The sequence below is a fragment of the Burkholderia sp. APQ4-4ca genome (assembly GCF_057837105.1).
Window position 1 is genome coordinate 12,878 of sequence record NZ_JBYQCG010000233.1, and the last position, 13,837, is coordinate 26,714.

13 protein-coding genes and 1 riboswitch are annotated in these 13,837 nt (G+C 66.4%); of the genes, 5 read left to right on the forward strand and 8 right to left on the reverse strand.

What is annotated here, in order from left to right:
- Positions 1-132: 132 nt before the first annotated feature.
- The 3 genes from AC3IFE_RS28860 to AC3IFE_RS28870 all read left to right on the forward strand — a co-directional run bounded on the left by AC3IFE_RS28860 (position 133) and on the right by AC3IFE_RS28870 (position 2,368).
- Entirely contained in the window at positions 133-390 is a 258-nt protein-coding gene (locus AC3IFE_RS28860) for a PAAR domain-containing protein (protein WP_489193599.1), read from the forward strand.
- Between the two features lie 18 nt (positions 391-408).
- Positions 409-723 (forward strand): TrfB-related DNA-binding protein, encoded by a 315-nt coding sequence (locus AC3IFE_RS28865; RefSeq protein WP_089469421.1) that lies wholly within the window; start codon positions 409-411, stop codon positions 721-723.
- Between the two features lie 166 nt (positions 724-889).
- The gene (locus AC3IFE_RS28870) at positions 890-2,368 is read left to right on the forward strand and encodes an aminotransferase class V-fold PLP-dependent enzyme (RefSeq protein ID WP_489193543.1); all 1,479 of its coding nucleotides are present in this window, start codon (positions 890-892) and stop codon (positions 2,366-2,368) included.
- Positions 2,369-2,466: 98 nt separating this feature from the next.
- Here AC3IFE_RS28870 and AC3IFE_RS28875 read toward each other — a convergent pair whose 3' ends face one another.
- Entirely contained in the window at positions 2,467-3,258 is a 792-nt protein-coding gene (locus AC3IFE_RS28875) for a helix-turn-helix transcriptional regulator (RefSeq protein ID WP_489193545.1), read from the reverse strand.
- Positions 3,259-3,368: 110 nt separating this feature from the next.
- On the opposite strand from AC3IFE_RS28875, the gene AC3IFE_RS28880 reads away from it, so the two are divergent.
- Complete coding sequence (locus tag AC3IFE_RS28880; protein ID WP_489193547.1) at positions 3,369-4,448, forward strand: alcohol dehydrogenase catalytic domain-containing protein; 1,080 nt, start codon at positions 3,369-3,371, stop codon at positions 4,446-4,448.
- Between the two features lie 257 nt (positions 4,449-4,705).
- Here the strand turns inward: AC3IFE_RS28880 and AC3IFE_RS28885 are convergent, their stop codons facing one another.
- The 7 genes from AC3IFE_RS28885 to AC3IFE_RS28915 all read right to left on the reverse strand — a co-directional run bounded on the left by AC3IFE_RS28885 (position 4,706) and on the right by AC3IFE_RS28915 (position 12,698).
- On the reverse strand, positions 4,706-5,098 hold the full coding sequence (locus tag AC3IFE_RS28885; RefSeq protein WP_227789689.1) for a 2-oxoglutarate dehydrogenase: 393 nt from the start codon (positions 5,096-5,098) through the stop codon (positions 4,706-4,708).
- 82 nt (positions 5,099-5,180) lie between these two features.
- A complete protein-coding gene (locus AC3IFE_RS28890; RefSeq protein ID WP_489193549.1) occupies positions 5,181-7,028 on the reverse strand; it encodes a S10 family serine carboxypeptidase-like protein in 1,848 nt (615 codons plus the stop codon).
- Between the two features lie 713 nt (positions 7,029-7,741).
- Positions 7,742-9,556 (reverse strand): ExeM/NucH family extracellular endonuclease, encoded by a 1,815-nt coding sequence (locus AC3IFE_RS28895; protein WP_489193551.1) that lies wholly within the window; start codon positions 9,554-9,556, stop codon positions 7,742-7,744.
- A 330-nt stretch (positions 9,557-9,886) separates the two neighbouring features.
- Positions 9,887-11,095, reverse strand: a complete 1,209-nt coding sequence (locus AC3IFE_RS28900; RefSeq protein ID WP_489193553.1) for an MFS transporter — start codon at positions 11,093-11,095, stop codon at positions 9,887-9,889.
- Positions 11,096-11,193: 98 nt separating this feature from the next.
- Complete coding sequence (locus tag AC3IFE_RS28905; RefSeq protein ID WP_089469001.1) at positions 11,194-11,379, reverse strand: DUF1289 domain-containing protein; 186 nt, start codon at positions 11,377-11,379, stop codon at positions 11,194-11,196.
- Between the two features lie 2 nt (positions 11,380-11,381).
- Positions 11,382-12,410, reverse strand: a complete 1,029-nt coding sequence (gene dmeF / locus AC3IFE_RS28910) for a CDF family Co(II)/Ni(II) efflux transporter DmeF (RefSeq protein ID WP_489193555.1) — start codon at positions 12,408-12,410, stop codon at positions 11,382-11,384.
- A 12-nt stretch (positions 12,411-12,422) separates the two neighbouring features.
- The gene (locus tag AC3IFE_RS28915; protein ID WP_124654120.1) at positions 12,423-12,698 is read right to left on the reverse strand and encodes a metal/formaldehyde-sensitive transcriptional repressor; all 276 of its coding nucleotides are present in this window, start codon (positions 12,696-12,698) and stop codon (positions 12,423-12,425) included.
- A gap of 115 nt (positions 12,699-12,813) precedes the next feature.
- Positions 12,814-12,986, forward strand: a riboswitch (yybP-ykoY riboswitch).
- A gap of 64 nt (positions 12,987-13,050) precedes the next feature.
- Here AC3IFE_RS28915 and AC3IFE_RS28920 point away from each other — a divergent pair.
- Positions 13,051-13,837: sodium:calcium antiporter (locus AC3IFE_RS28920; RefSeq protein WP_489193558.1), on the forward strand; the 787-nt coding region annotated here is incomplete at its 3' end.

Here is a 13,837-nt window from a genome sequence, read left to right on the forward strand (position 1 = left end):
GGTGGGGGCGTCGGCACGATACAAATTACGGCATGCAAGGCTATTCATGGTGATGCACACCGGTGCAGCAGATTGCTTCATCCGAACGTGATCGCCGCGTCAGACCTCAAACCATTTGGAGGACGAAATCCCATGCGGGGAATTATCCGGGTAGAAGATACGCACACCCACGGCGGCCGGGTCGAATCCGGCGCCCGAAAAAGCACGGTGATGGGGCGCGCGGTCGCTCGTATCGGCGACGCGTGCTCGTGTCCGATTCATGGCGCCTGCACGATTGCCGAAGGCGACCCGGCCTTCGACATCGACGGCCGCCCCGCCGCGTTCGACGGCCACAAGACTTCGTGCGGCGCGGAATTGATCTCGTCGCTTCAACATTCGGGGCGAATCTGAATGCCGACGACCCGACGCATGACCGCCCAACAGTTCCTGCTGTTGCGGATGCACGATACGAGGATCAAGCCGCTGAACCAGTGGGCGTTGCATGAGATTTTCGTGAAGGGCCGATCACAACGGGCGCTGGCCGCCGAACTCGGCATGACGCACTCCGCGATGTCGCAACTTGTGCGAAAAGCCTGGCGACGCTATCTCGAGCTGCCATGCAACGCCGCCCGCCTCACGACGCTCACGGTCACGATTCCGTCGAGGTACGAGCAGGCGCTACTGGCATGGGTGCGGGATGCGCACCGGTTATCGACCCAACCCGGCCCCGATGCGGCGACGTAATCGCGACGATTCCAGCCAGCGAACCCACGGAGAAATGAATTCCTCCAATCCCATCACAAAGAAAACGTAATTCCACTTCGAGCCGAATCCCCAACCAACTTTGGATCCTTTTTCCTTTCTGTCCCCCGTATCATTTCCGTCACTACGCAATCAGCAAGAGACGGACATGAGCGAACCCACCCCGCTGCACTACCTCGACTACGCAGCCACGACCCCCGCCGATCCCCGCGTGATCGAAGCGATGACGGCCTGTCTCGGCTTCGACGGCATCTTCGGCAATCCCGCATCCAGCTCGCACACCGCAGGCCGGCTCGCGAAAGACAAGGTCGAGCACGCCCGCGCGCAAGTGGCCGCCCTCATCGGCGCGGACGCCGACGAGATCGTCTGGACCTCGGGCGCCACCGAATCGAACAATCTCGCGCTGAAGGGCTATGCGGAAAACGCGACCGGCAAGCGCCACCTGATCACGAGCCGCCTCGAGCACAAGGCCATTCTCGACACAATGGCGAACCTGTCCAGGAATGGCATGCAGGTCACCTTCCTGACGCCCGACGCCCACGGCGAAATCACCGCCGACGCGGTGGCGGCTGCGATCGGCCCGGACACGGGCCTCGTGTCGCTGATGCTCGTGAACAACGAGATCGGCACGCTGACCGACATCGGCGCGATCGCCCGCATCGTGCACGCGGCCGGCGCGCTGCTCCACGTCGACGCCGCGCAGGCGCTCGGCAAGACGCCGATCGACGTGCGCGCGCTCGGCATCGACCTGATGTCGATGTCCGCCCACAAGGTGTACGGCCCGAAAGGCATCGGCGCGCTGTTCGTCCGCCGCGAGATCGCGAGCCGGATCGCGCCGCAGATCCACGGCGGCGGCCACGAGCGCGGGCTGCGTTCGGGCACGCTCGCCACGCATCAAATCGTCGGCATGGGCATCGCGTGCGAACTCGCCGCCGAAAAACTCGACGGCGAAGCCGCACGGATCGCGGCGCTCGGCGCGCGGCTCACCGAAGCGCTGTCCACGCTCGGCGACGTCACGCAGAACGCGGCCGCGGCCCGCCGCATCCCGCACACGCTGAGCCTGACGGTGCACGCGCCGGGCTTCTTCCCGTTCATGCTCGGCGAAGCGCTCGCCGTGTCGTCCACCTCCGCATGCAATTCGACCAGCGGCGCGCCGTCCCACGTGCTGACCGCGATCGGCCTCGACGCGGAAGCGGCCGGTCGCACCGTGCGCATCAGTTTCGGGCGTTTCACGACGGAACAGGACGTCGACTTCGCGATCGCCTGTTTCGCGCGTGCAATCGAGCAATGTCGGGCGGCAGCCGCGACCGGCTTCACCGCGTCGCGGCAGATCACGCCGGCCGACCTGAAGGCGATCCGCAATGCCGGTTTCCGTGCGGTGATCTGCAACCGGCCGGATGGCGAAGGCGCGGATCAGCCGGCGTTCGAGGAGATCGCCGCTGCCGCGCGCGAACTGGGCATGGACGCGCGCTACCTGCCGGTCGAACGCGACCGCATCGGCGACGCGGAAGTCGATGCGTTCGGCGCACTGGTCGACACGCTGCCGAAGCCGGTGCTCGCGTATTGCCGCAGCGGCAGCCGCTCCGGCATGCTGTGGAATCGGTTGTCCGCGCGACGCACGGCATAAGCCACCCTCCCCCCCGCCGTTACACCCAACCACCTGCGCTCACGCATGGAGCCGATGCTTCGCCGCGTGGCCGGCAGGTGGCGCCGGTCACTTCCGCATCACGCCCGTTCATCGTCGCTCACCGGCGTATAGATCGCGAGCTTCAGCGCGGGATCGTCGTTCGCCTGGAACGTCGCGTACTCGTAGCGCTGGATGCCACGTTGCGCATGCACGAGCACCTTCTCGCCCGACACGCCGCTGCGCACGTCGTGCGCATCCCACCATTGCGCGAACTCGCCGCTGCCGACGCGCAAGCGCGCGACCAGTTCGACGAACGCCGGATCGTTCGCGTAGAGATCGTGGTTCGTGCGAAACAGCGCGATCATCCGGCGCGCCTCGTCGGCCCAGCCCGCGGCGAACAGCGCACGCGCATGCGGCTCGATGAACATGTAGACGAGGATGTTGCGATCGGCTGGTGCCAGCCGATCGAAGCCGAGCAGCTCGGCCGCCGCGGCATTCCACGCGAGGATGTCCCAGCGCCGGCCGGTCACGTAGGCAGGCTGCTGAAGATGCGCGACGAGCCGCGCGATGGTCGGCGGCACGCGCTCCGGCACGAACGCACGTGACGCATCGCGCCGCGCGAGCATGCGCAGATGCGCGGCTTCGGCCTTGTCGAGCCGCAACGCACGCGCCAGCGCGTCGAGCGTCGCATCCGACGGGTTGACGTCGCGCCCCTGCTCAAGCCGCACGTACCAGTCGACGCCGATGCCCGCCCGTTCCGCGACTTCCTCGCGCCGCAGGCCGGGCGTGCGCCGGCGCGGGCCGTCATGCAGGCCGACGGCATCCGGGCGCAGCTTCTTGCGCCGCGAGCGCAGGAAATCGCCGAACGGGGTTCGCGTGGTGACGGTCATCGGGGTCGCTCCATGCAGGGTGGTACCGGCCAATCCTGGGCTCGCGCCGGGCCTTGTTGCGAATTCTAAGCCTGCCAGAATCGGCGCGTCCCCCACCCTCAGGAAGCGTCATGAAAGCTGCGATTCTGAAGTCGCTCGGCCAGCCGCTCGCGATCGAAACGATGCCGGACCCCGTGCTCGGCACCGGCGAAGTCATCGTGGATGTCGTCGCGACACCGGTCTTGTCCTATGCGCGGGAAGTGTTCAGCGGCGAGCGCCGCTATCCGATCGAACTGCCGATGGTGCCCGGCTGCGGCGCGATCGGCCGGGTCCGGCAAACCGGCCCCGACGCGACGCGGTTGCGGCCGGGCGACTGGGTGTTCTGCGACCCGACCGTACGCTCGCGCGACGATGCGCGGATGCCCGACATCGTGCTGCAGGGCTGGAGCGCGCGCGGCGAAGGCGGCAAGCAGTTGCAACGCTACTTTCACGACGGCCCGTTCGCCGAGCGGCTGCGCGTGCCGACCGAGAACGCGGTGCAGATCGGCGCGATAACGCCGGCCGACGCCGCGCGCTGGTGCGCGCTCAATACGCTGCTCGTGCCGTACGGCGGCCTGCTTGCGTCCGACCTGCGCGCCGGTGAAATCCTGCTCGTCAGCGGCGCGACCGGCAATTTCGGCAGCGCTTGCATCGCGGTCGCGTTGGCGATGGGCGCACAATGCGTGGTCGCGCCCGGCCGCAATGCACGCGTGCTGGCGGATCTCGAAGGCCGCTTCGGCGAACGCGTGCGCACGGTCGCGCTGACCGGCGACGAAACCGCGGACCGCATCCGCATGCAGCAGGCGGCGCCGGGGCCGATCGACTGCGTGATCGACCTGATGCCGCCGTCGGTGCCGGCGACGACGGTGCGCGCCGCCGTGATGGCCGTGCGTCCTTATGGACGCGTGGTGCTGATGGGCGGCGTCGGCATGCTCGGTGGAGCCGGGCTCGAGCTACCGTATCCGTGGATCATGCGCAACGACATCACGCTGCGCGGCAAATGGATGTACCCGACGAAAGCCGTGACGCTGATGACGGGGCTCGTGCGCGGCGGGCTGCTCGACCTCGGGCATTTCGACGTGACGGTCTTCGCGCTCGACGACGCAAACGACGCGGTCGCGCATGCGGCGGAACATGGCGGGCCGTTCAGGATGACGGTGATCGCGCCGTAGCCTGCACGACGGGTACTACTTCGGATACGCCAGTTGCAGCGCGACCCAGCTGGACGTCGCGTCGTCGTCGCGCGCCGCGATATCGGCGAGCACGCCGGGCAGCACCCGAATCGCCCCGCCCCGACGCGCGGATCGAACCGGACGCGACGAGCGACAGACGGAATAGGACGCCCTCGATGCCCGCGGCATGCGGGATGAAAAACGCGCGGCGGCCGGTGCGATCTCCATCGCACCGGCCGCCGCCCTGCCTCGCTACGTCACTCGTCCTGCTGTTCCTGCTGCGCCTGCACCTGCCGCTGCCGGATGAACTGCCGCACGTCGCTCATCGTCACGCGGCCGGTGTGTTTCGCATCGATCTCGTCGAAATGCTTCGACACGAAGCCGAGCCCGCTGCTCTGCGCCTGCGCCTTCGTCACGGCCGCGCCGTTGCTCAGCACGGTATTGCCGCCGAGCCGCGCGTCGACGCGCTGCTGTGCCTGCTGCTGCAACGCCGCGCCGGTCGACGGCAGCACCGGCGCCGCCCGCGTGGCCGGAAAGAACGGACCGTCGACACCGCGCCCGCCGTGCGGCAGCTTCACGGGCGCCACCGCCTGCGGCGGCAACGCGTAGGCACTGCTCATCACGGCACCGAGCACGATCAACGGAGACATACGCCGCATCAATTGGATTAGGGACATGATCGCTCGCATTCAATGGATGAATAGAGGGTTCCTTCGATAAGGAGTCCGTCGCTCAAGGGGCCGCCGCCAGCGTCGTCGCGGCCGTCGCGCCCGGGGCGCCGCCGGTCGGTACGCTGGGCGGGTTTTCATCCGGCCACGGCGGCGGCAGCGTGTGCAGCGTCAGCGCCGTCGGAATCCGCGCGCCCTTGTAGAACGTCTGCAAATCCCGCTTCATCTGCGGACGGGCGACGTCGTCCAGGTAGATCATGTGACCGCCCTGGAAGAAGTTCACCTGCAGCTTCGGATTGAGGCCCTTCACCGTCTGCAGCCGAGCGAGTTGCTTCTCGGTGCTGAAGAACGGCGTCGCGAGATCGTGGAAGCCGTTCTCCGCGAGCACGCGAAGCTTCGGGTTGAGCTGCAGCGCACCGAGCAGATCGGGGATCGTGTCCGGCATCGGCTGGCCGTCGTGCGAGAAGTCCCAGACGCCGATGATGTCGTCGTTCAGCGGCAGGTAGGTCGCGTTCGGGGCCGTATAGCCGAGGTAGTCCGGCATCTGCGTCGCGAGCGCGTTCGTGAACGGCTGCGAGATCAGGATGTCGGACGGATCGCCGTCGTTCTGCAGCCGCGGGTCCGAATTCGGCAGCGACACGCGCCCGTCATAGCGGCCGATCGTCGTGCCGGGCAGCAGGCTCGTGCCGAACGGATTCGCGTTGAAATAGCCGCGCAGCGCCTGCTGCGTGAGGCTCGACGGAATCGACCACAGCCTGAGCGTCGCATCGCTCGGGAACACCGGCGTGCCGAGCGCATCCGGAATGCCGAGCTGGCTCAACACCCACGACTGCGAGTACTTCTGCAACTGGTTGTAGATCAGCGTCGTGAACAGTTCCGTCTGCAGTGCGTACAGATCCTGGTTCACCGGCGCCGGCGACACCTGGTTGAAGTACGCCGCGACCGCCGCATAGCCGGGCAGATAGCCGGCCACCGTATCGGTGTCGAGCAATAACCCTTCGGTCGACTGCGTGATCGCCACCGCTTCCACCGCGTCCGCGAAGTAGTTCAGGATCGACGACTGCAGCACGATGCCCGTCAGGTGCACGCCGGCCGATTCGAGCGCGAGCGCGAGCATGTCGGTACGCGGCGTGCCGTACGATTCGCCGTACAGGTAGATCGGCGACGTGCCGCGGCTGTTGACGTTCAGGTAGCGCTGGATGAAGTCGCGCATGATGTTCACGTCCACGTCGGAACCCCAGTACTTCTGGTTGGTGTTCGGCAACACGGCTTCCGACAGCCCGGTGCCGGGCGGGTCGATGAACACGAGGTCGGTGGTGTCGATCAGGCTGTCCGCGTTGTCGACGAGCGGATAGTTCGGCCAGTTGTTGCCGAACAGCGGATCGGGCGTGGCCACGCGGGTCGGCGCGAACGAGCCGAGCCGCAGCCAGATCGACGACGAACCGGGGCCGCCGTTATAGACGAACGTGACCGGGCGCGGCTTGCCGTTCGTGCTCGGCGCGGTGTACGCGACATACGACATCGATGCTTCCGGATTGCCGTTCGCGTCCTGCGCGGTCAGATGGCCGGTGGTCGTCGTGTAGTCGATCGTCCTGCCGCCGCCCTTCCACTGGTAATGCATGACGGCCGCCTTCTCGGATACCTGCGACGGCGCAAGGCCGTCGGTCGCGTTCATCGAGTATGCGACCGGGTCGACGTACGGCTGGTTGGCGGCGAGCGCCTGCGTGCCGGCCGCCTGCGCGCTGGCCTGCTGGCTCGCGGTGGCCTGCGCGAGGCTCGACGCGCCGACGGACGACGAATCGTCGCCGCCACATGCCGCGAGCGCCAGTGTCATGGCGGTCAATGCGCCTAGCCCGGCCAGCCGGCCGCGACGAACACGGCGGCTGCCGGTACTGCTCCTGTCTGGTTTCATCTCTTTCCTTTGGCTTCGGATACCGCATCACAAAGGCCGCCAACGCCTGCGACACGCGCAGGCCTACCCCGCCACTCGCATTGCACGGTCGGCAGTCGGCGGTTGGGAATCGGACTTCTCAGAGACTGAACTTGATACAGACACAGCAAACTGCTGGCGAGAATGGTGCTCGGACGCGCCCCCTGCAGTTTGGTCAACTTTTGTATTACCGAAATTTACGACATGACAAAAATAGGCGGTGCTGCGCCGCGTTGTCAAAGATCATTCGGATATTAAAAATCCCGCAATGATGCGAAGGGCAGACAGTGTGTGGAATTTGAAAGAAAACGGGATTATTCGTGCACGGCGCGTTTTGGCGGCAATGCTACGCATAATATTTTACTTTTCACGCGAAATGCAGAAGCCTTCCCCGTCTCGGCGTAGCATCTTGGCGCAGCAAAATCGAAAACCTTCAAAACGATAGAGTTATTCTTTCAATTTTATTATCACTGGCCGATTAAAGCGAATGCCGCAGCATGCACATGCAATTCGATGATTCCTTCCACCTCGATCGCTTTTCAAGCGAAGTGCCGATGTGCAGCGCATCATCCATAAAATACCGGCTCGATTAATTATTCGCGGAATTATTTACCCGGTATTCGAACGGCTTTCGGGACAGGCGCGAGGTCCGGTATTGCCGGCCAGCGCGCCCGCCGCAAAAACTCAAACCACGATTACTTCCCGCCGCCCGGCAGCGCGATATCGATCAGCACCGGATCGTGATCCGACGAACGATACGCGTCGGCCGCATAGAACGTCTTCTGCTGCTCGGCCGACTTGTACGCGAGCGTGTACTGCAGCGCGAGCGGCTCGTCCGCGTTGATGTGCCATTCGTGCACGGCCTTCACGTGCGACGCGAGCGGCAGCGTCGCGAGCGCGTGGTCGAGATAGCCGGCTTCGCCGTTGTACACGTAGCTGTACGCGTTCGCACCGATCCAGCGCGCGACGAGATTGCGGTAGCCGCGCGATTCGAGCGTGCGGATCGGGTCTTCGTACGTGTAGCTGTTGAAGTCGCCGATCAGCAGCACGCCCTGGCTCTTGACGCCCGTCGGGTTGCCGGCCAGCCAGTCGGCGACCTTCGCCGCCGCGCGCGTGCGCGTCGGGTTCCAGCAGCCCTGGCCGTCGCCCTGGTCGAGATCGTCGTTCGCGGCATCCGGGCAGTTCTTCGACTTCAGGTGGTTCACGGCCACCGTCAGCGCCTGCTTGTTGCCGCCGACCAGCCGGAACGACTGCGCGAGCGGCTGGCGGTTCTTGTCGTCGATCGCGAGCGTCGCCGCGCGGCCGACCGGCTCGACCTTGCGACTGTCGTAGATCATCGCGACCGCGATCGCGTCGCCGCCGAGCCGCGACGTGCCCGGATCGACCACGCGCCACTGACTGCCGAGCTTCGCCGCGAGCTGGCGCACCGCGCTCAATTCGCCGTAGCCGTTGTTCTGGATTTCCATCAGGCCGATCACGTCGGCATCGATCGCCTTCAGCGCGCTGACGATCTTCGCTTCCTGGCGCTGGAATTCCTGGAACGTCTTCGCGCCGCGATTGCTCGGATCGTCGAAGCCGCCGCCGAGACCGTTGCCATTGAAGTAGTTGAGCACGTTGAACGACGCGACGCGCAGGTTCGATTTCGGATCGCGCGCCGGTGCGTTCGTGCGCGGATTCTCGCGCTTGTCGAACGCCGGCACGGCCGCGCCGGGCAGCGGCTGCACGCGCCATGCGCCGTAACGGACTTCGAGCACGCCTTCGACGTCGCGCACCGTGTAGCCGGCGCGCAGCGTGTTCGCAGCCGACAGGCCCGGCGCCGGATACGGCACGGTCGCGGGGTTCTGCTTGTTCGAGCCGTCGTCGAGGATGAGGCGGTTGCGTGCGTTCGCATCGATCCGCGTCTGGGCCTGTGCGGGCGGCACGACGCTCGTCGGCGTACGCAGCCGGCCGTTGCTGAGCATCACGCTGCCATAGCGGCCGAGTTCGTAGTTGTCGGTGACGCTCAGCGTCTGCGGCAGGCGCACCAACATCCCTTCGTACGCGGCGAACGCGTTCGGGCTGTCGACCGGCAGCGTGAGCGTCGCGGGCGTGACCGTCTGGCCGTTCGCGCACACCGCGATCGCGCCCGACAGCGTGAGCTGCGTCTGTCCGTATTTCTCCTCGACCTTGCCCGTCACGTGCACGAGATCGCCGGCTTTCGCACGCACCTTCGGCGCATAGACGAACAGGCCCTCGGACACGCCCGGCTGATTGCGGCGCTGCGCGTCGGCCTGCTGGACGAAGAAGCCGCCGAAGCCGTCCGTGCCACCGAAATCCGCGGTGACGACGGCTTCGATCGACGCGTTCTGACCGGCGAGCGGCGACGGTGCGCCCGGCCCCTGGATATCGGCGATCGGCGTCGTGCTGCCGCCGCAGCTCGGGCTGACGGGCGCGGCGGTGGCGGCGAATACCGGCGCGGCGAGCGTCGGGAGCAGCAATAGCGGGGCAAACAGGCGGATTGTCGAACGCATGGCGGGAATCCCGGTTGTGAGGGTGGCGAAAGCTTAGCGGCGCTCAATGACAGTTTTTGGTAATAATCAGACAGGCCGATGTAATTGCCGTCATCACGCCGCGATCGCCCTGCGCCGTATGGCCAAGTCTCGACACGGCAGCGAACCTTCCGAGGAAAATGCGCCGCGCTAGCCCGTTCCCGGCAACGCGCTCGACACGAGCACGGCCGAGGAATACGAAGCGCCGACCGAATCGAACATCGGGGACTGCAAACGACTGCAGCGGATGTTCGAGAACATGCGTTTCTCGCGCGCACCGATAGCCAGACCATCCGCCGCGCGCATTCGGCGCTAACGATCCCGCCCGGCGTCGAAAGACGGGCGAACGCACACGAGCAGCACGATGGTCGCCGCGCTGAATACGGCCCCCGCGTAGAACGTGGCCGCGGCGCCTGCCCGATCCCACAGCACGCCCGCGACGACGCTCGATACGAGCGTCACGATGCCGCTGACCAGGTTGAACACGCCGAACGCCGTGCCCCTCAGTTCGGCCGGCGCGGCCTGCGCGACCATCGTCGCGAGCAGCCCTTGCGTCATCCCCATATGGAGTCCCCACAGCGCGACGCCGACGAGCACGGTCGGCCAGTGCGCGCCGTGCGCCAGCACGATATCGGCGGCGATCAGCAGCACGAGCCCGACCACCATGAGTTTCGTGTGGCCCGTCGTATCGGCGAGCTTGCCGAACGGGTAAGCGGACAACGCGTACACGACGTTCATCGCGACCATCACGAGCGGCACGAGCGCGACGGGCACGCCGCTGCCCATCGCGCGCAACACCAGGAACGCCTCGCTGAAACGCGCCAGCGCGAACACGCCGCCGACGGCGACGACCCACCAGTAACGGGCGCCGAGTTGCGCGACGACCGCGCGGCGGATCGGATTCACGGGCTTCTCGCGCGGCGCGCGCGCCGGTTCGTCGATGCCGAACGCGAGCAGTACCACGGCCAGCACACCCGGAATCACGGCCAGCCAGAACGCGAGGCGGAAATCGTCGCGCCACACCAGCATGATGACGACGGCCAGCAGCGGCCCGAGGAACGCGCCCACCGTGTCGAGCGACTGGCGCAACCCGTAAGCGGCGCCGCGCAGGTGAACGGGCGTGACGTCGGCGACGAGCGCATCGCGCGGCGCGCCGCGAATCCCCTTGCCGACACGGTCGACGATCCGCGCGGTCACCACGACGCCGATCGTCGGCGCGATCGCGAACAGCGGCTTGCTGAGCGCGCCGAGCGCATAGCCGGCGACCGCGAGCCATTTTCGATTGCGCAGGTAGTCGCTCAGCGTGCCGGAGAACACCTTGACGACCGGCGACGTCGCCTCGGCGATCCCTTCGATCACGCCGATCGTCGTCGCGCTCGCACCAAGGCCGGCCATCAGGAACATCGGCAACAGGCTGTGGATGATTTCGGACGACACGTCCATCAGCAGGCTGACACAGCCGAGCACCCACACGCTGCGCGGAATCTGCCGAAGAATGCCGGTCGACGCGTCGGTCTGCATGGATCGCTCCCGATTCAGGAATCGTGATGCCGAATGCCTGTGATGCTACCGCACGCCCGCGACCCTGATCGCGGGCTGCGGGAACGTGTGCATGCTTGCTATTGCGCCGCGTCGCGCCGCAGCTTCGCCTGCCGGCGCGTACGGTCGTTCAGAATCTGGTGCCGGCGATGATCGGTCAGCTTCTTCCAGCCGCGCGCCTCGTCGCGCGTGCGCAGGCAGCCGACACACAAGCCCGTGCGGCCGTCGAACGTGCACAGTTCGATACATGGCGATTTCACGGCCACGATCAGGCCGCCTTCGCAGGCGTCATCACTTCGACCGTCACGTGCGACATGCCGTCGAAGCGCGCGAGCAGCGCATGGTAGAAACGCGCGTCGCGCGCGGCATCGCCCGATTCGACCGACACGATCGCGCTCATGTGCCCGGGCCCCACGCGCCATACATGAAGGTCGTTGACCGTGTCGCCGAGCGCCTCGATCGCACGGCGCACGTTGTCCGTCAGCTTGCGGTCGACGTTGACGTCGAGCAGGATTCCGCCCGTATCGCGCATCAGTCCGTACGCCCAGTTGGCGATCACCAGCGCGCCGACGATGCCCGCGAGCGGGTCCATCCAGACCCAGCCGAACGCGCGCGCGAGCAACAGGCCGACGATCGCCAGCACCGACACGGCCGCGTCGGCGATCACGTGAACGTAAGCCGAGCGGATGTTGTGGTCGCGATGCGCGGCCGAGTGCGAACCGTGATCGTGGTGTGCGCCGTCGTGATCATGATCGTGGTCGTGGTCGTGGTCGTGGTCGTGGTCGTGGTCGTGGTCGTGGTCGTGCGCATGATGATGGCCATGCCCGTGATGGTGATCGCCGCTCAGCAGCCACACGCTGGCGAGGTTCACGGCAAGCCCCAGCACGGCGATCGGAATCGCTTCGTCGAAGTGGATCGGCACCGGCGCCAGCAGGCGCGCGATCGCCTCGTAGCCGATCAGCAGCGCCATCATCGCGAGCACGATCGCGCTCGTGAAGCCGGCCAGGTCGCCGAGCTTGCCGGTGCCGAACACGAAGCGCGGATCGTCGGCGTGCCGGCGCGCATAGGTATAGGCCAGCGCCGCGATCAGCATCGCGCCCGCGTGCGTCGACATGTGCAGCCCGTCGGCGACCAGCGCGAGCGAGCCGAACAGCGTGCCGCCGACGATCTCGGCGATCATCATCGCCGTGCACAGGCCGATGACCATCCACGTCTTCCGCTCGTTCCGCGCATGTGCGGCGCCCAGAAACGCGTGGCCGTGCACACCGCCGGCCGGCGTGCGGTCGAATTCGTTCATGTTCCTGCCCGGTTACTTGAAATAGCTGTGCACGACGTCGATGAGCTGCTCGGTTGCGCTGCCCTCGTGTGCGTCGGGTGTATCCGCATCGACGAGATGCGACCGGATGTGGTCTTCCAGCACGACGGCCAGCAGCCCGTTCATCGCGCCGCGGCAGCTCGTGATCCGTTGCAGCACGTCGTTGCAGCCGCGCTCTTCCTCCAGCGCGCGCTCGATCGCTTCGACCTGTCCCTTGATACGGCGCACGCGGTTCAGCAGCTTCTGTTTCTCGCGGACGGTATGACTCATCGATGGCTCCTGTATAGGGGAGGGGAGTATATCTCCGAAATGCTGCCCCTATAGGGTGGAGGGGTATATTTTTCGGGACGCAGGCTTGTCGAACAAAAACCGCTCGGCTAGACTGCTTTTCGTCTTTGGGGAGTAGCCTGCTTTCCGTCCCCGGAAAGCGAACGCGTCAACATACTCGGCCTGCGGCCGTGGCGCGTTCAGCCTGATCGGCCTGGCGAGACCATCGGCACATCGCGTCGTTCCTGGTCGGACGGCGGCGGATGTGTCATGGTTCGTCAGCGTCCGACCACGGAGTCCCCATGTTCTTCCCTGCTCACCTGCCCCACGCCATCGCTGCCCGCGGAGGTGCCGCATGACCTTCATGTTCGTCGAACTGGCGTTCATGCTGATCGTGATCCTCGTCGCCGCCGAAGTCTTCACCAACGCGCTCGAACATCTCGGCGAACACCTGAAGATTTCCGAGGGCGTGACCGGCTCGCTGTTCGCGGCGGTCGGCACCGCGCTGCCCGAAACGATGGTGCCGCTGCTCGCGCTGGCCGGCGGCACATCGAACCACGCCGTGAACGAGGAAATCGGCGTCGGCGCGATTCTCGGCGCGCCGCTGATGCTCGCGACACTCACCACGTTCCTGATGACGCTCGCCGTGATGCGCTCGCGCGGGCTGCGCGGCACGATCGCGCCCGAACGCACGGGCTTCGTGCGCGACGTGAACACCTTCCTCGCCGCGTTCTCGCTGGCGACCGTCGCGATGTTCGTCCCGCATCACAACTGGGCCGTGCGCGCGCTGCTCGCCGCGATGCTGGTCGGCCTCTACGTGATGTACGTCGTGATGACGTTCCGCGCGTCGACCGGGCTCGTCGATGCCGGGCACGGCACCGAGGCACCGCACGCGATGTTCCTGTCGCGCGTCGGCCTGCCGACCAACCTGGCGACGATCGTGCTGCAACTGCTGATCGGCGTCGCGCTGCTGGTCGGCGGCGCGAAGGGCTTCAGTCACGGCGTCGAAGGCGTGTCGCACGTGCTCGGCGTGTCGGCGCTGCTGCTGTCGCTGATCATCGTGCCGATCGCGACGGAACTGCCGGAGAAGGTCAACAGCGTGCTGTGGATCCGCCGCGGGAAGGACACGCTCGCGTTCGGCA